Below are 16,121 nucleotides of genomic sequence, written 5' to 3'. Positions count from 1 at the left end.
GTGTGTTCGCTTCCGGCCCCGCCGGACGGGGTAGGCGTGCTCGCGTGAAGGCTTACCAGCTCGTCGAGCCCGGCAGAGCCGAGCTGACCGACGCCGACGTGCCCTCCCCCGGACCCGGTCAGGTGCTGCTGCGCGTGGCCGGGTGCGGCGTGTGCCATTCGGACCTGCACCTGCTGCACGCCGCCTCGGGGCTGCCGTACCCGATGACGCTCGGGCACGAGCCCGCGGGCACGGTGGCGGAGCTCGGGGCCGACGTGCGCGGATGGGAGGTCGGCCAGGGCGTCGTCGGGTACATCGTGTGGGGCTGCGGGGTGTGCCGCCGGTGCGCCGAGGGGGCCGAGAACGCCTGCGAACGGTTCCCGCGCGGTCTCGTGCCCGGCCCCGGGCTGGGGTTCCCCGGGGCGATGGCCGAGTACATGGTGGCCCCGGCGCGTTCGCTGGTGCCGCTCGGCGGGCTCGACCCGGTGGAGGCGGCGCCGCTGGCGGACGCGGGGCTGACGCCGTACCACGCGATCGACAGGTGCCGCGCGCTGCTCACGCCGGCCGCGACCGCGGTGGTGATCGGGGTGGGCGGGCTCGGGCACATGGCGGTGCAGATCCTGCGGGCGGTCACGGGCAGCAGGATCGTCGCCGTGGACCTCGATCCGGCCAGGCTGGCCGCCGCCGGGGGCTACGGCGCCGACGAGACCGTCCTGTCGGACGGCGACGCGGCCGGGCGCGTCCTGGAGCTGACCAAGGGGGTGGGCGCGGACGTGGTGCTCGACTTCGTGGGCGCCGGGCCGACGCTGTCGCTGGCCGCGGCGGCGGTGTCCTCGTACGGGCAGGTCGTGGTGGTGGGCCTGGCGGGCGGGACGCTGGCGTTCCCGGCGGCGAGCCCGCCCCAGGGCCTGCCGTGGGGCGCCGCGGTCGTCAAGCCGTACGCCGGGACGCGGCGCGACCTGCACGAGGTGCTCGCGCTGGCCCGCCAGGGGCGGATCAGGGCTCGGGTGGAACGCCGGCCGCTGGCCGAGGCCGCGTCGGTGCTGTCCGAGCTGGAGTCCGGCGCGATCGAGGGGCGCGCGGTCCTGACCCCTTGATCCCTCGAACACGGGACGACGCGTTGTCCACAGGCTGTGAACGCGCCGTACCAGGCCCAGTAGGCTTTGGACATGCCCGCTCAGCACTGGCCCGCGCCGACGGCCGCCACCCCCGTCAACGCCTCCGTCCGCCTGCCCGGCTCCAAGTCCGTCACCAACCGCGCGCTGCTGCTGGCCGCGCTGGCCGACGGTCCGGGCGTCGTGCGCCAGGCGCTGCGCAGCCGCGACGCCGACCTCATGGTCTCGGCCCTGCGCGCGCTGGGCGCCACGCTGACGGCCGTGCGCGAGACCACCGACGCGGTCGACTGGGAGGTGACGCCGGGCCCGGTCAGCGGCGGCGCCCGCATCGACGCCGGTCTGGCGGGCACGGTCATGCGGTTCGTCCCGCCGATGGCGGCGCTGGCCGACGGGCCGGTCTTCTTCGACGGCGACCCCTACGCCCGCAGGCGTCCGATGGGCCCGATCCTCGACGCCCTGCGCGCGCTGGGGGCACGCATCGACAACGACGCGCTCCCGTTCACGATCAGCGGGCCGCTGACCGGCGGCGAGGTCACGATCGACGCCTCCGGCTCCTCGCAGTTCGTCTCGGGGCTGATGCTGACGGCGGCGCGGTTCGAGAAGGGCGTCACGATCCGCCACGTCGGCCCGCCGGTGCCGTCCCAGCCGCACATCGAGATGACCGTGCACATGCTGCGGGAGGCCGGGGTCAGGGTCGACGACGCCGAGCGCGACGTGTGGCGGGTCGAGCCGGGCCCGATCGCGGCCAGGGACATGACGGTCGAGCCCGACCTGTCCAACGCGGCCCCCTTCCTGGCCGCCGCGCTGGTCACGGGCGGCACGGTCACCGTCCCCGGCTGGCCGCCGGAGACCACCCAGCCGGGCGACGCGCTGCGCGGCCTGCTCACCACCATGGGCGCCACGGTGACCCGCGACGGCGACGACCTGGTCGTCACCGGCACGGGCGAGGTCAAGGGCCTCGACGCCGACCTGCACGAGGTGGGCGAGCTGACCCCCACGATCGCCGCGCTGGCCGCCCTGGCCACCACGCCGAGCCGCATCCGCGGCATCGGCCACCTGCGCGGCCACGAGACCGACCGGCTGGCCGCGCTGGCCACCGAGATCAACGCACTCGGCGGCGACGTCGAGGAGACGGCCGACGGCCTGCTCATCCGCCCGCGCCCGCTGCACGGCGGCGTGTTCCACAGCTACGACGACCACCGCATGGCCACGGCCGGCGCCGTGATCGGCCTCGCGGTGCCGGGCGTCGAGGTGGAGAACATCGCGACGACCGCCAAGACGCTGCCCGAGTTCGTCCAGATGTGGGCGGCCATGCTGGAGTCCCGATGAGCAGCGGTGATCGGGCGTTTCGCGGCAGGCGGCGGGGGCACTTCGCAGGAGGGTCCGGCATGGTGAGAGGAAGCGAGCGCATGGGAGCGGACCGCTGAGAAAGCGGGAGTACGACGAGGACGACGTACGGGTCAGGCCGGGCAAGGGCTCGCGCCCGCGCACCCGCATCCGTCCCGCGCACGAGGACGCCGTGGAGGGCTTCGTGGTCGCCGTCGACCGGGGCCGCTACACGACCCTGGTCGAGCCCGAGCGCGGCCACAAACGCAAGCAGCAGCAGCGCCGGCTGGTGGTCGCCATGAAGGCCCGCGAGCTGGGCCGCAAGGGCATCGTGGTCGGCGACCGGGTGGCCCTGGTGGGCGACGTGTCGGGCCGCCCCGACACGCTGGCCAGGGTGGTCCGGGTGGAACCGCGCACCTCGATGTTGCGCCGCTCGGCCGACGACACCGACGACACCGACGGCATCGAGCGCCCGGTCGTGGCCAACGCCGACCAGCTCGTGATCGTCACCGCGCTGGCCGACCCGCCGCCCCGGCCCCGGATGATCGACCGGATCCTGGTGGCGGCGTTCGACGCCGAGATCGACGCCCTGCTCTGCCTCACCAAGTCCGACCTCGCCCCGCCGGACGAGCTGGTCGCCCTGTACGAGCCGCTGGGCGTGCCGCACATCGTGGTCCACAAGGGCGGCTCGCTCGACGAGCTGCGCGAGCATCTGGCCGGCCGCATCAGCGTGCTGGTGGGCCATTCGGGCGTGGGCAAGTCCACCCTGGTCAACGCCCTGGTGCCCGACGCCAACCGCGCGGTCTCGCACGTCAACGCGGTCACCGGCCGCGGCCGTCACACCTCCACCTCGGCCGTCGCGCTGGAGCTGCCCGAGGGCGGCTGGATCATCGACACGCCGGGGGTGCGCAGTTTCGGCCTGGCCCACGTGTCGGTCGAGACCGTGCTGGCCGCCTTCCCCGACCTGGTCGAGGGCACGGTCACCTGTCCGAAGGGCTGCACCCATCTCGGCGACGGGTGCGCGCTCGACGCCTGGGCGGCCGAGGGCAACGCCGACCCGGCCCGCCTGGAGTCGCTGCGCCGCCTGCTGTCCAGCCGCGAGGGCGCCCCCGACGAGCCGGCCGCCTGACCCCCGGCGGGTTCAGGGGCGGTTGGGGCGCAGGGTCCAGGTGACGGTCAGGCTGGTGACCAGGGTGCCGGCCGCGTCCCGCACGTCGACCAGCACGTCGAAGACCGGGCGCTCACCGGCGTCCAGCTTCGCGACGACCTCCTCCCTGGTGGCCGCCACCCGCGCCTCGGCCCGCACCTCCCCCAGGGCCACCTTCCGGAACTCGATGGTCGCCGTCGTGGGCAGCGGCACGCTCCGGCTGAGCTGGTCGCCGAACCTGGACAGCACCGCCGCCCCCGACGCCGACTCGGCCAGGGTGAACAGCGTGCCCGCGTGCGGCCCGGCCACGTGGTTGTGCAGCTCGGGCCGGTCCGGCAGCCGGCACTCCGCCCGGCCGTCCTCGACCGAGTCGAACACGATCCCCAACGTACGGGCGAATGGAACGGTTTCGAGGAGGAAGGCACCTACATCAATGGACATAGGAGACATGTTACTGGTCAGTAGGTGAAAAGGGAGTTACCAGAAAAGGGCGCCGGTGACTGATGTCCGGCACGACTGACGCGATAGCGTGGCTGACCGTGCAGGGTTACAACGACGATCTACGCCTCGCTCACGTCATGGCGGACGCCGCCGACGACCTGACCATGCGGCGGTTCAAGGCGGTCGACCTCAAGGTCGAGACCAAGCCCGACCTGACGCCGGTCAGCGACGCCGACCGCGCCGTCGAGGAGGCCATCCGCGGCACGCTGCGCCGCGCCCGGCCCCGCGACGCGGTGGTGGGCGAGGAGTTCGGCAAGACCGGGTGGGGAGCCCGGTCGTGGATCATCGACCCCATCGACGGCACCAAGAACTACGTGCGCGGCGTGCCCGTCTGGGCCACGCTGATCGCGCTCATGGAGTACGGCAAGGTCGTCGTCGGCCTGGTGTCGGCCCCCGCGCTCGGCCGGCGCTGGTGGGCGGCGACCGGCGGCGGCGCGTGGACCGGCAGGAGCCTGGCGAAGGCCACCAGGATGAACGTCTCCTCGGTCGCCAGGCTGGAGGACGCCTCCTTCTCCTACTCCAGCTTCGGCGGCTGGGAGAAGCTCGGCAAGCTGGACAACTTCCTCGACCTCGGCCGCGCCTGCTGGCGCACCCGCGCATACGGCGACTTCTGGTCGCACATGATGGTCGCCGAGGGCTCGGCCGACGTGTCCGCCGAGCCGGAACTGTCCCCCTGGGACATGGCGGCCCTGACCGTGATCGTCGAGGAGGCCGGCGGCGTGTGGACCGACCTCGCCGGCGTGCGCGGGCTGGAGGGCGGCAGCCTGGTCTGCACCAACGGCGCCCTCCACGACGAGGTCCTCAACCGCCTCAACGGCACCACGATCATCTCCTGAGCCGGGGCGGCCCGCCCTCAGGCCGTCTCGAAGTCGGTGCACAACCATTGGTGTCCGTGCCGCTCCAGCCGTACGGCCAGAACGTGGCTGCGTTCACCGCAATGCACCAGAAGGCACATCTCCACGGCCCCTTCCCTGGGCTCCTTGACGTGCGGGCTCCCGACGAACGGCGGCCGCTCTGCGGAGATCATCCGCCCGGCCCTGACGAGGTCGCGGTAGGCCCGGCCGGTGAGCCGGTCGGCCACCGACTCCGGCGGACGGCGGCCGGTCAGCACCTCGGCCAGCGCCTGCCCGAGCTGACGCAGCCTGCGCTCGTCGGGCCGGGCCCCGGGCGGCCCCCAGACCAGCGGGGTCAGGGCCAGTGCGCCGTGGGTGAGGTCGTCCGCCATGCGTCCTCCAATGACTCAGGGGGAAGAAGGAAACGCCTTAATGAGTTTCCGGCCGGGGCCGCCGGATACGAAATCCGCCAACTTTACCCGGCCATCGTCCTCTTTCATCCGCTTGGGCGAAGAAAGGCTTCCCCGAGCTGGATCCCCTATTTCTTTATCGGTTGTTCACAGCGACAACACCCTGGCGACCGCATTCATCAGTGAATCGCGGTAGGAACCTCCGTACAGGACCACGTGCACCAGCAGCGGATGCAACTGGTGCAGCGGCACCCGCTCCCGCCACCCCGGCGCGAGCGGGAACTCCTCCCGGTAGCCCCCCATCACCTGATCCAGGTACGGCAGCCCGAACAGGGCGAGCATGGCCAGATCCGTCTCCCGATGCCCGCCGTGGGCCGCCGAATCGACGAGCACCCCCGTGCCGCCGGACCACAACACGTTCCCGCTCCACAGGTCCCCGTGGACGCGGGCCGGCGGCTCGGGCGGCCCGGCCACCTCGGCGAACCGTTCCATGGCCCGCTCCACCAGCGTCGCGTCCCGGGACGGCAGCCGCGCCAGGCGCAGGAACGGCAACACCCGCCGGGTCGCGTAGAAGGAGGGCCAGTCGCCGTCCGGCGAGTTGTCCATGGGCAGCTCGGCGATGAACCCCGGCCAGGGCGCGCCGAACCCGTCGGCCCCGGCGCGATGCAGACGGGCCAGGTCACCGCCGAACCGCACGGCCGCCGCCGCCGTGGGCGCTTCCTGCGGCACCCACGACACCACCAGCCGGTCCGGGCCCACCTCCACGACCTCGGGCACGGTGATCGCCTCACCCAGCCAGCGCAGCCCGGCGGCCTCGGAGGCGAACACGTCGGAGGCCGCGCCGAGCTTGGCGAACACCTCCCGCCCGTCCGGCAGCACGCCTCTGAGCAGCCGCCAACCGTGGGAGGAGCCGAGGTCCTCAGTCGATCTCATCGGCGATGTGCCCGGCCACGCCCTCCGAGGCCGTCTCCAGCATGGTCAGCACCTCCTCGAAGCCCTCGCGGCCACCGTAATAGGGGTCGGGCACCTCGGCGCCGTCCGGCGCGCCGGCGTCGAACGAGCGGAACAGGCGCACCTCGACCCCGCCGGGGGCCAGCCGGCGCAGGTTGGCGGCGTTGTCCCGGTCCATCGCCAGCACCAGGTCGTAGCGGTCGAACCAGTCCTCGGTGAACTGCCTGGCGCGGTGGGCGGCGCCGTCGTAGCCGTGCTCGGCCAGGATGCCCAGGGCCCGCTCGTCCATCGGGTCGCCGACGTGCCAGCCGCCGGTGCCCGCACTCTCGACGACGACCCGGCCGCCGAGCCCGTGCTCGTCCAGGGTGCGCCGGAGCACCACCTCGGCCATCGGTGAACGACAGATGTTCCCCATGCACACGAGACACACGCGATAGCTCATGGATCCCATCTTCCCTGGTCAAATTGATGGAGATGACCAGGCGCGTTCACCGAACGTTCACCCTTGTTGGGGGGTCTGAGTCACTTTGCCTGCATAACTTCATGGACGACTAAGGACCAAGTGAGGGGAACCCAACCGTGAAGTATGCAGGCCGGCTCGCCGCCGTCGCCGTCGTCGGCGCGCTCTCGCTCGCTGCGTGCGGCACAGACAACAACAGCTCGGGGAGCACGAACGGCACCACCGCCGCCAGCGCACCCGCCGCGGGCAACGACAACGGCCTGAGCGGCACCATCAACGCCGCCGGCTCCTCGGCCCAGGCCAACGCGATCGACCAGTGGAAGAAGGACTTCCAGGCCAAGAACTCGGGCGTGAGCCTGAACTACCAGCCGAGCGGTTCGGGTGCCGGTGTGCAGTCGTTCATCGCGGGCACGGTCGACTTCGCGGGTTCCGACTCCGCCCTCAAGGACGACAAGGGCGAGCCCGCCCAGGCCGACGCCCGGTGCAAGACCGGCAAGGCCATCAACATCCCGATGGTGACCGGCCCGGTCGCGGTGGTCTACAACGTCCCCGGCGTGGACGGCCTGCAGCTGTCGCCCAAGACCATCGGCGGCATCTTCGACAGCAAGATCACCAAGTGGGACGACGCGGCCATCAAGGCCGACAACCCCGACGCCAAGCTCCCGTCGACGCCGATCTCGGCCTTCCACCGCTCGGACGAGTCGGGCACCAGCGACAACTTCACCAAGTTCCTCAAGGCGACCGCCGGCTGGCCGTACGAGCCCGCCAAGGCGTGGCCCGCCGAGGCCAAGGGCCAGGGCGCCAAGGGCTCCGACCAGGTCGCGGCCAGCGTCAAGAGCACCGAGGGCTCCATCGGCTACGTCGAGCTCTCCTTCGCCGAGAACTCCCAGCTCAGCAAGGCCAAGGTCGCCAACGGCTCCGGCGAGTTCGTCGAGCTGACCGCCGACAGCGCGGCCAAGACGGTCGAGACCGCCGAGATCACCGGCACCGGCAACGACCTGAAGCTGAGCATCGACTACGCCACCAAGACCGCGGGCGCGTACCCGATCGTGCTGGTGACGTACGAGATCACCTGCGAGAAGGGCCTCGCGCCCGAGCAGGCGAAGATCGTCAAGGAGTTCCTCACCTACACCTCCAGCGACGAGGGCCAGGCCGCGCTGAAGGAGCTCGGCTACGCCCCGCTCGCGGGCGAGCTGCTCACCAAGGTCCGCACCGCCGTCGGCGCGATCTCCTAGCAGAACATGACGACCAACGTTCGTACCCGTGGGGGCGGGCCGGCCACGGGCCGGTCCGCCTCGCGGCGCAGCCATGGTGAAGGCCCCTTCAAGTTCGTCTCCACCGGTGCCGGCGTCCTGCTGCTGGGGATCATGGCGGCCATCGCCGTCTTCCTCATCAGCGAGGCCGTCCCGGCCCTGCAGGCGAACAAGGGCAACTTCTTCACCGACCTGATCTGGGAGCCCAACGGCAGCCAGGTGTTCGGCATCGGCGCGCTGGCCTTCGGCACCGTCCTCAGCTCGGCGATCGCGCTGGTCATCGCCACCCCCATCGCAGTGGGCGTGGCGCTGTTCATCTCCCACTACGCGCCCCGCCGCCTGGCGGGGCCGCTCGGCTACCTGGTCGACCTGCTGGCCGCCGTGCCCAGCGTCGTCTACGGCCTGTGGGGCGTGACGTTCCTGGTGCCGCTGCTGCGCACGCCGTCGCAGTGGCTCAACGAGAACCTCGGCTGGTTCCCGCTGTTCTCCGGCGAAGGGGCCATCGGCGGCAAGACCATGCTCGCCGGCGGCATCGTCCTGGCGATCATGATCCTGCCGATCATCGCGGCCATCTCGCGCGAGGTCTTCCTCCAGGCACCGAAGATGAACGAGGAGGCGGCCCTGGCGCTCGGCGCCACCCGCTGGGAAATGATCAGGATGGCCGTGCTGCCGTTCGGCCGCCCGGGCGTCATCAGCGCCGCCATGCTCGGCCTCGGCCGCGCGATGGGCGAGACCATCGCGGTCGCGCTGATCTTCCCCGCCACCTTCGACATCAGCTTCGAGATCCTCACCCCGCACGCCAACAGCATCGCGGCCAACATCGCCAACGGCTTCGGCGAGGCCACGCAGGTCGGCCGGGGCGCGCTGATCGCCTCCGGTCTGGTGCTGTTCGTCATCACGCTGCTGGTCAACATGGGCGCACGCATGGTGATCAACCGGCGCAAGGAGTTCAGGGCGGTAGGGGCATGACCATCCAGCACATCTCAACCAGCCGCCGGATCAAGGACAGGTTCGTCCAGGGGCTGGTCTATCTGGCGTTCGCGCTGGCCGTGGTGCCGCTCATCTCGGTCCTCTGGCTGGTGATCTCGAACGGCCTGCCCCGCTTCGACCTGGAGTTCCTCACCCACTCGATGCGGAACATCGGCGCCCGCGACGTCGGCGGCGGCGCCTACCACGCCATCATCGGCACGTTGGAGCAGGTCCTGCTGGCCTCGCTCATCTCGGTCCCGATCGGCCTGTTCACCGCCATCTACCTGGTCGAGTACGGCCACGGCGGCCGGCTGAGCCGGGCCATCAGCTTCTTCGTGGACGTCATGACCGGCGTCCCTTCAGTCGTTTCCGGCCTGTTCATCCTCGCCTTCTGGGTGCTCTTCCTGGGCAACCCGTTCTCCGGCTTCGCCGGCGCGCTCGCGCTGTCGATCCTGATGATGCCGACCGTGGTCAGATCGGCCGAGGAAATGCTCCGGCTGGTGCCCAACGACCTGCGGGAGGCGTCGTACGCGCTGGGCGTGGCCAAGTGGCGCACGATCCTGAAGGTCGTGCTGCCGACCGCGTTCACCGGCATCGTCACCGGCGTCATGCTGGCCGTCGCCCGCGTGGCCGGCGAGACCGCGCCGCTGCTGCTCACGGTGTTCTTCACCGACTCCATCAACAACGATCCGTTCAGCGGGCCGCAGATGGGCCTTCCTCTCTTCGTCTTCGACCAGGCGGCCCGTCCGAACGACACCGCCATCGACCGCGCCTGGGCCGGAGCCCTCACGCTGATCCTGATCGTCATGCTGCTCAACCTGGTGGCGCGCCTGATCGCCTGGTGGCGCAGGCCCGCCAGGGGCCGATAGGGGGTAACCGCCACAATGTCCAAGCAGATCCAGGTCTCGGGCCTCGACGCGTACTACGGGTCGCACAAGGCGATCGAAGACGTGTCGATGACCATCGAGCCGCGCTCGATCACCGCGTTCATCGGCCCGTCCGGATGCGGCAAGTCGACGTTCCTGCGCACGCTCAACCGCATGCACGAGGTGATCCCCGGCGCCCGCGTCGAGGGCAAGGTCATGCTCGACGGCGAGGACCTGTACGCCCCCACCGTCGAGCCCGTCTCGGTCCGCCGGATGGTCGGCATGGTCTTCCAGCGCCCCAACCCGTTCCCCACGATGTCGATCTACGAGAACGTGGCCGCCGGGCTCCGCCTCAACGGCCGGGTCGGCAAGTCCACCCTCGACGGCATCGTGGAGGATTCGCTGAAGGGCGCCAACCTCTGGAACGAGGTCAAGGACCGGCTGAACAAGCCCGGCGCCGGCCTGTCCGGCGGTCAGCAGCAGCGCCTGTGCATCGCCCGCGCCATCGCGGTCAAGCCGCAGGTCCTGCTCATGGACGAGCCGTGCTCGGCCCTCGACCCGATCTCGACGCTGGCCATCGAGGACCTGATGGCCCAGCTCAAGGAAGAGTTCACGATCGTGATCGTGACCCACAACATGCAGCAGGCCGCCCGCGTCAGCGACCGGACCGCGTTCTTCAACCTGGCCGCCCAGGGCAAGCCCGGCAAGGTCATCGAGATGGACGAGACCTCCCGTATGTTCACCAACCCCTCGGAGAAGGCGACAGAGGACTACATCACGGGACGCTTCGGCTGATGACCCCACAGCAGGCGGCATCCACGATGAACGGGGACACGCGGACCAAGCCCGTACTGCTCATCGCCGACCCCGACGAAAGCGTCGTCGAAGACCTGGCCACGGCGCTGGAACGCGAGGGCGTGGCCGTCACCGGCGCGCCGGACGGCGCCCAAGGGCTGCTGCAGGCCGGGGCGCTGCAGCCGGACGTGGTGCTCGTGTCGGCCACGCTCCCGGTCATCGACGCGGTGGAGTTCGTCCGCGCGGTACGGCTCGCGCGAGCCGTACCGGTCCTGCTCGGCGTCGGCGAGGGCAACGCCGAGCAGGCCGTACGCGCGCTCGCGGCGGGGGCGGCGGCCTGCGTGGCCCGGCCGTACCGGGTGCCGGAACTGCTGCCCTTCATCCAGGCGGCCTCCCCCGAATCCCGCAAGGTGCTGGCCGTCGGCGCCGTCGAGCTGGACGTCCAGGCGTATCAGGTACGCGTCGACGGCCGCGCGGTGCACCTGCCGCTGCGCGAGTTCGAGCTGCTGCAGTACCTGATGCGCAACGCCGACCGCACGGTCACCCGTGAGCAGATCATGCGGCACGTGTGGCACGCCGCCGCGACCACCTCGACGAACACCATCGCGGTGCACGTCAAACGCCTGCGGGCGCGCCTGGGCGACAACGACGACCGGCTCATCCAGACCGTACGCGGCGTCGGCTACCGGCTGGTCACGCCGGGCAGCTCCGGAAGCCGCGCCTGATCCGTTCGGCGACGCCGCCCCCCCACCTCGGCGAGGACGGCGACCGCGTAGTCGTGCCCGCGGCCCCGGGCACCAGCGCCTTCATCAGGCGAACGTGGTCATCCACTGCGCCTCCCGCCGGCCTCGGTGAATCCCGCCGCGCCGCCATCAGGATCTGGACCTTGGCCGTGCCGGCGGTGATCAGCCGTTCGCCAAACGTTCTCGCGCCGCCCGCGATCACGCCGTGAATTATCACGAAGAATGACGACAGAACGCCAGGAGTGGCTGGAAATCATCTTCACCTACTCCACATGGCGCGAAGACCCCGACCACCCACCAGACTGGCGATGTGACCACTGGTACGATTCCCCTCTTTCGGGGTTTCCCAGCACTCTCGGGGCAAAAGTGACAACGGGGCCGACTTATCCGCAGTATCAGGGGCAACAGCAGCAACAGTGGCCGGGCATGCAGCCGCCGCCACCACCTCCCACTCCTCTTCCTCCTCCCAGGCGCAGGACCGGCTTCTGGGTCACCATGGGCATCGTCTCGCTCGTGGCGGCGATCGCCGTGGGCGCCGGGGTCGGCTTCGTCCTGCGAGGGCGCATAGGCGGCGTCCAGGACCCGCTGCGGCAGGAGGCGTCGGGCAAGAGCGACCCGAACGCCGTGGTCGTCACCGACCAGGAGATCAACAAGCTGGTCTACGAGCACGGCAAGGCGCTGAGCAGCGGCAACGCCGACGCGTTCACCTCCATCTTCGACAAGGGCAACGCGGCGCTCATCCGCGACCAGCGCAAGGTGTTCACGAACCTGCGCAAGGTGCCGCTCAGCGAGGCGTCGTACAAGGTGATGCGCCGCGAGGGCCGCGCCGAGGACAGCTTCGGGCGGGCCCTGAAGTTCACGCAGGACGTCGCGTTCGTCCACCGGTTCGCCGGCATCGACCTGCGGCCGGTCTCGGAGTGGTACCGCTGGACGCTGGAGAAGGCGTCCAAGGACGCGCCGCTGGTCGTCACCAAGGTGGACGGCGCGCCGCCGCCGATGGTGAGCGAAGGCTCCAAGTCCGTGTACTACCCGGGCCCGTGGGACATCTGGCCGGACATCGCCGTGGTCCGCGCGGGGGCCAGCGTCGTCCTGGCCCGTCCCCAGGACGCGGCCATGGCCAGGCGCGTCGCCCCGGTGGTCGCCGGCGCGGCGCAGAAGAACCTGGACTTCTGGAAGCGCAACGGCGACCCGTCCGCGCCCGTACCGGCCGGATTCGTGGTCGCGCTGGTGGAGGGACAGAACCAGCTCGGCAACCTGTTCCGCAAGGAGAAGGCGCACGAAGCGGGCGTGTCCATCCCCATGCTCGCCTGGAACTCGCTGGGCGACGACGTGAAGGTCGGCGGCACGCGGGTCGTCATGGACACCACCTCAAGCTTCTTCCGGTCCTCCGGGGGCATCCTGGAGATCAGCACGCACGAGCTGGCCCACTCCCTCCTGGCCGGCCTGGACAGCGCCGACTTCTCCCTCTTCGGCAAGCCGAACTGGGTCATCGAGGGCTTCGCCGAGTACGCCGCCAACCGCGGCCGGCCGCTCAACCAGAACATCCGCGTCCAGGAAGGCCGCGCGTACGTGGCCGGGCGCCTCAGCACGCCCTTCTCCGGCCATCTCCCTGACAACCCGTCCTGGGACTCCAACGGCATGACGAACGTGCACTATCTGATGGGACACCTCGCCATGCGCTACATCGCCCAGAAGTACGGCGAGCAGAAGCTGACCACCGCCGTGGTCGCGTCCTACCGTGCCAAGGGCGACGAGGGCGAGACGGCACTGTTCAAGGTGCTGGGCGTGAGCAAGGCGGACTTCGAACGGCAGTGGACGTCGTACGTCCGCGGGCAGCTGGCCTGAACGGGGAACCAACCATGACCGACCACTCCAACACCCCACCCGGCCCGTACGGCCACCAACCCCCCAACCCGTACGGCCAGCCGGCGTCCACTCCCGGCTCCTACCCCCCGCCCTCCCAGCCGTGGCCCCAGAGCCCCGCCGCATATCCCCCACAAGGGACGCCCCCGACCGCCTACCCACCCGCGGGCCACCCACAACCGACCGCGGGCCCGACCTCCTACGCCCCCACCGGGGCGCCTTCCTACCCTCAACCCCCGACGGGCTATCCCCAGCCCCCGACGGGCGCGGCTCCCTACCCGCCACCGACGGGCAACCCAGCCGCATACCCACCGAACTCCCCCTCGCCCGGCGCTCCCTCGCCATACGGACAACCCCCGCAGCCTCCCGCGAACGGCGGCTACCCCGCGCCCACGCACCCCCAGCACAGCCCCCGCCCCAAGTGGAAGACCGCCCTGCTCGCCACCGGCGCGGCCGTGGTCCTCCTCTCCGTCAGCACGGGCACCGCCTGGTTCGTCGCCACCACGGGGACCACCAGCGGGGGCATCACCGCGTTCGGCGGCGGGGACAGCGCAGGCGAATGGGACGTCCCCCTCCCCAACGCCGGAAGCTGGGACTTCACCACCGCCCTGGCCTTCGGCAGCTGGCTGACCGACAAGGTCGTCATCCGCGCCCAGAAGGACGGCGTCCTGGCCTACGACCTCACCTCCGGGAAACGCGCCTGGGGCATCCCCTCACCGGGCGCCCAGCTCTGCGGCGCCACCCCGGACCTGTCACAGGGCAAGGCCGCCATCGCGTACGGCAGCAACACCTCGTGCGACCACCTGGCCGGCATCGACACCACCACGGGCAAACTCACCTGGAAGATCAAGATTCCGGCCGAGAAGTCCACCCTCGCGAACTCCATCAACGTCCCCCGCATCATGAGCGCCGACGGCGTGGCCGTCACCGAGCTGAACGACTCGGTCACCGCCTACCGCCTCTCCGACGGCCGCAAGGCGTGGAGCGCCACCACCGCCCGCGACGACGGCTGCCATATCAAGGACATCAACACCGCCCCCACCCGGGTCGCCGTGATCCTCGACTGCACCTTCAGAGGCGGCACCCGCCTCCAGTACATCGACCCGGGAACCGGCAAGATCACCAAGCAGGCCCCCCTCGGCCAGCTCGGCCTGATGAGCAGCCTCCTGTCGGCCTCCCCCGCCATCATCCGCAACGAGTCCGGCGGCCAGAACAGCTTCACCGTCTACTCCGACACCGCCACCAAGGTGACCGAGATCAAGACCGCCGAGGTGGACATGCTCGCCATGAACACCGTGGCCTTCGTCAGCGGCCTGTACGAACAACGCCGCTACACCATCCACGGCGACCGCCTCTACCTGGCCTCGTTCCCGGAGAACGTCCCGCAGAGCATGCGCTCCCGCAACAAGGCCCTGGCCTTCGACCTGAAGACCGGCAAGCAACTGTGGGAATCCTCCGGCACCCACGACACGATCCTCACCTACATCCGCGCCGACGATAAGGGCCTGCTGGCCGTGGAAACGGGCGACCGCCGCGACCTGGCCCCCCGCCTCATCCGCCTGGACGCCGCCACCGGCAAGGTGACCGAACTGGCCACCCTCCCCCAGAAGTACGGCACGGAAGCCGAAAAGGCCCACGTCTTCGAACGCAACGGCGCAGTGATCACCGTCCCCTGGACCTCCGTAGCCACCAAGTACGCCGTCACCTACGTCAACACAAAGTCCGACTGACCTCCAACGCAGAAGGGCCCCACGCATCCCGCGTGAGGCCCTTCTCCCATATCCAGCAACCCCACAGGCTCCCCGCCGCCCTACCGATCCTCTCTGCCGAGAGCAGGTGGTGGAAGAGCCACGTTGTCAGGCACAGGGCTTCGGACAGGCCCTGGTTGTGGAGGCTTCGAAACGGGCCGGTGGTGGGGGCGGGGCACTGCTGTGTGAAGGTCTCTGGTCGGGAGGGGGACGCAGGGTGGGGTTCGCCTTCTCATGGAGGGCGCGGTTGTGATGCTCGTGAGGGGCGCTACTGGAGGGTGGAGGCGCCTGGGTGTGGTTGGGCGGAGCCCCCGGGGAGGTGTCCCTGGGATCTGGGGCAAGAGGGTGGGGAAACTGAGGGTGTGGGCTGGTTCCCTGGGTGTGTGTGGGGTCGGTTTCACCGTCGGCTGTCTGCCTCCGTCAACCGGACCGTTCGCTGCCCGCCTCTAACGAGCCGGTGACGCCGCTCTCAATGGCCTACCGCTCCGACACCATCCCAGCCGTCGCCTCTCAAATGCCGACGGCCCGGCGCGCAGCACCCGCCGCCACGCCCATTGCCCTACACCTGCCGCCCGCCAGGGCACCCGCAACCGCGCTCGCCAGCTGTTTCACCCGGCGCATCCCGCAGTCCCCGTCGCACGGCCTCGCCCCATCACGCACCCGAAGCCCCGGCCCACCCAGCACCGGCCCGCACCCTCGCGAGTGCCCACCCTGCCGGCCCACACCTCACGCCAGCCCGAGCGCAGCACCAGCCGCGACATCCCGGAGCGCGGCCAGCCACACCACCACGCCCATATGCCCTCGAAGAGAACCAGGCGCGTGGAGAATGCTCCAGAAATACAGAAAGGGCCCCGACCTAAGTCGGAGCCCTTTCAAAAGATTGTCCGGCGGTGACCTACTCTCCCACACCCTCCCGAGTGCAGTACCATCGGCGCAGAGAAGCTTAACTTCCGGGTTCGGAATGTAACCGGGTGTTTCCTTCCCGCCATAACCGCCGTAACCCTATGAAACTGTCAAACGAACAACGCCGTTTGCTGTCTCAGAATTGCCTAGTGGACGCGAGCAAAATGCTTTGAGGTCAAGTCCTCGGCCTATTAGTACCGGTCAGCTCCACACATTACTGTGCTTCCACCTCCGGCCTATCAACCCGATCGTCTACCGG

General features: G+C 70.4%; 15 protein-coding genes and 2 rRNA genes. 11 read left to right on the top strand and 6 right to left on the bottom strand.

The genetic code is table 11. The features are described from left to right. Window positions 1-44: 44 nt before the first annotated feature. The 3 genes from ABZ815_RS13200 (at window position 45) to rsgA (ending at window position 3,549) form a co-directional block, all read left to right on the top strand. Window positions 45-1,076: an NAD(P)-dependent alcohol dehydrogenase gene (locus ABZ815_RS13200; protein WP_357697262.1), complete on the top strand. Its 1,032-nt coding sequence runs from the start codon at window positions 45-47 to the stop codon at window positions 1,074-1,076. A gap of 72 nt (window positions 1,077-1,148) precedes the next feature. Next, window positions 1,149-2,423, top strand: a complete 1,275-nt coding sequence (aroA, locus tag ABZ815_RS13195; RefSeq protein ID WP_357697260.1) for a 3-phosphoshikimate 1-carboxyvinyltransferase — start codon at window positions 1,149-1,151, stop codon at window positions 2,421-2,423. A 94-nt stretch (window positions 2,424-2,517) separates the two neighbouring features. Then, a complete protein-coding gene (rsgA, locus tag ABZ815_RS13190; RefSeq protein ID WP_357697764.1) occupies window positions 2,518-3,549 on the top strand; it encodes a ribosome small subunit-dependent GTPase A in 1,032 nt (343 codons plus the stop codon). A gap of 12 nt (window positions 3,550-3,561) precedes the next feature. Here the strand turns inward: rsgA and ABZ815_RS13185 are convergent, their stop codons facing one another. Beyond that, window positions 3,562-4,017 carry a DUF4442 domain-containing protein gene (locus ABZ815_RS13185; RefSeq protein WP_357697258.1) on the bottom strand — a complete coding sequence of 152 codons (456 nt, stop codon included), beginning with the start codon at window positions 4,015-4,017 and terminating at the stop codon, window positions 3,562-3,564. Between the two features lie 89 nt (window positions 4,018-4,106). Here ABZ815_RS13185 and hisN point away from each other — a divergent pair, with 89 nt between their 5' ends. Continuing rightward, window positions 4,107-4,904 (top strand): histidinol-phosphatase, encoded by a 798-nt coding sequence (gene hisN, locus ABZ815_RS13180; RefSeq protein WP_357697762.1) that lies wholly within the window; start codon window positions 4,107-4,109, stop codon window positions 4,902-4,904. A 17-nt stretch (window positions 4,905-4,921) separates the two neighbouring features. Here hisN and ABZ815_RS13175 read toward each other — a convergent pair whose 3' ends face one another. The 3 genes from ABZ815_RS13175 to ABZ815_RS13165 form a co-directional block, all read right to left on the bottom strand. Next, window positions 4,922-5,293, bottom strand: coding sequence for an Rv3235 family protein (locus tag ABZ815_RS13175; RefSeq protein WP_357697256.1), 372 nt, complete (start codon window positions 5,291-5,293; stop codon window positions 4,922-4,924). A gap of 165 nt (window positions 5,294-5,458) precedes the next feature. Continuing rightward, window positions 5,459-6,244 (bottom strand): fructosamine kinase family protein, encoded by a 786-nt coding sequence (locus tag ABZ815_RS13170; protein ID WP_357697254.1) that lies wholly within the window; start codon window positions 6,242-6,244, stop codon window positions 5,459-5,461. Further along, window positions 6,231-6,704 (bottom strand): low molecular weight protein-tyrosine-phosphatase, encoded by a 474-nt coding sequence (locus ABZ815_RS13165; protein ID WP_357697252.1) that lies wholly within the window; start codon window positions 6,702-6,704, stop codon window positions 6,231-6,233. Before ABZ815_RS13165 ends, ABZ815_RS13170 begins: the two co-directional genes overlap by 14 nt. A gap of 137 nt (window positions 6,705-6,841) precedes the next feature. On the opposite strand from ABZ815_RS13165, the gene pstS reads away from it, so the two are divergent. The 7 genes from pstS to ABZ815_RS13130 all read left to right on the top strand — a co-directional run bounded on the left by pstS (window position 6,842) and on the right by ABZ815_RS13130 (window position 14,941). After that, window positions 6,842-7,957: a phosphate ABC transporter substrate-binding protein PstS gene (gene pstS, locus ABZ815_RS13160; RefSeq protein WP_357697250.1), complete on the top strand. Its 1,116-nt coding sequence runs from the start codon at window positions 6,842-6,844 to the stop codon at window positions 7,955-7,957. Window positions 7,958-7,963: 6 nt separating this feature from the next. Further along, window positions 7,964-8,944, top strand: a complete 981-nt coding sequence (gene pstC / locus ABZ815_RS13155; RefSeq protein ID WP_357697248.1) for a phosphate ABC transporter permease subunit PstC — start codon at window positions 7,964-7,966, stop codon at window positions 8,942-8,944. Next, window positions 8,941-9,813 carry a phosphate ABC transporter permease PstA gene (gene pstA / locus ABZ815_RS13150; RefSeq protein ID WP_357697246.1) on the top strand — a complete coding sequence of 291 codons (873 nt, stop codon included), beginning with the start codon at window positions 8,941-8,943 and terminating at the stop codon, window positions 9,811-9,813. The genes pstC and pstA overlap by 4 nt, the downstream gene beginning before the upstream one ends. Window positions 9,814-9,828: 15 nt before the next feature. After that, on the top strand, window positions 9,829-10,605 hold the full coding sequence (gene pstB, locus ABZ815_RS13145; protein WP_357697245.1) for a phosphate ABC transporter ATP-binding protein PstB: 777 nt from the start codon (window positions 9,829-9,831) through the stop codon (window positions 10,603-10,605). Continuing rightward, window positions 10,605-11,330, top strand: a complete 726-nt coding sequence (locus ABZ815_RS13140; RefSeq protein ID WP_357697243.1) for a response regulator transcription factor — start codon at window positions 10,605-10,607, stop codon at window positions 11,328-11,330. The genes pstB and ABZ815_RS13140 overlap by 1 nt, the downstream gene beginning before the upstream one ends. A gap of 513 nt (window positions 11,331-11,843) precedes the next feature. Further along, window positions 11,844-13,193, top strand: a complete 1,350-nt coding sequence (locus ABZ815_RS13135; protein ID WP_357697241.1) for a hypothetical protein — start codon at window positions 11,844-11,846, stop codon at window positions 13,191-13,193. A gap of 473 nt (window positions 13,194-13,666) precedes the next feature. Further along, entirely contained in the window at window positions 13,667-14,941 is a 1,275-nt protein-coding gene (locus tag ABZ815_RS13130; RefSeq protein WP_357697239.1) for a PQQ-binding-like beta-propeller repeat protein, read from the top strand. Between the two features lie 900 nt (window positions 14,942-15,841). Here the strand turns inward: ABZ815_RS13130 and rrf are convergent. Then, a 5S ribosomal RNA gene (rrf, locus tag ABZ815_RS13125) occupies window positions 15,842-15,958 on the bottom strand. A 75-nt stretch (window positions 15,959-16,033) separates the two neighbouring features. Then, window positions 16,034-16,121: ribosomal RNA gene (locus ABZ815_RS13120) — 23S ribosomal RNA — on the bottom strand; the annotation flags it as partial.

Source organism: Nonomuraea sp. NPDC047529, from assembly GCF_040642995.1.
Lineage (GTDB): Bacteria > Actinomycetota > Actinomycetes > Streptosporangiales > Streptosporangiaceae > Nonomuraea.
The sequence above is the reverse complement of the archived record's forward strand: the minus strand, read 5'-3'. Positions and strand labels throughout refer to the sequence as shown.

Excerpts from the sequence above, each read along its gene's own strand:
- aroA (WP_357697260.1), top strand. The coding sequence starts at position 1,149 with ATGCCCGCTCAGCACTGGCCCGCGCCGACGGCCGCCACCCCCGTCAAC.
- ABZ815_RS13185 (WP_357697258.1), bottom strand. The coding sequence starts at position 4,017 with ATGTCTCCTATGTCCATTGATGTAGGTGCCTTCCTCCTCGAAACCGTT.
- ABZ815_RS13175 (WP_357697256.1), bottom strand. The coding sequence starts at position 5,293 with ATGGCGGACGACCTCACCCACGGCGCACTGGCCCTGACCCCGCTGGTC.
- ABZ815_RS13170 (WP_357697254.1), bottom strand. The coding sequence starts at position 6,244 with ATGAGATCGACTGAGGACCTCGGCTCCTCCCACGGTTGGCGGCTGCTC.
- ABZ815_RS13165 (WP_357697252.1), bottom strand. The coding sequence starts at position 6,704 with ATGAGCTATCGCGTGTGTCTCGTGTGCATGGGGAACATCTGTCGTTCA.
- pstC (WP_357697248.1), top strand. The coding sequence starts at position 7,964 with ATGACGACCAACGTTCGTACCCGTGGGGGCGGGCCGGCCACGGGCCGG.
- pstA (WP_357697246.1), top strand. The coding sequence starts at position 8,941 with ATGACCATCCAGCACATCTCAACCAGCCGCCGGATCAAGGACAGGTTC.
- pstB (WP_357697245.1), top strand. The coding sequence starts at position 9,829 with ATGTCCAAGCAGATCCAGGTCTCGGGCCTCGACGCGTACTACGGGTCG.
- ABZ815_RS13140 (WP_357697243.1), top strand. The coding sequence starts at position 10,605 with ATGACCCCACAGCAGGCGGCATCCACGATGAACGGGGACACGCGGACC.
- ABZ815_RS13135 (WP_357697241.1), top strand. The coding sequence starts at position 11,844 with ATGGGCATCGTCTCGCTCGTGGCGGCGATCGCCGTGGGCGCCGGGGTC.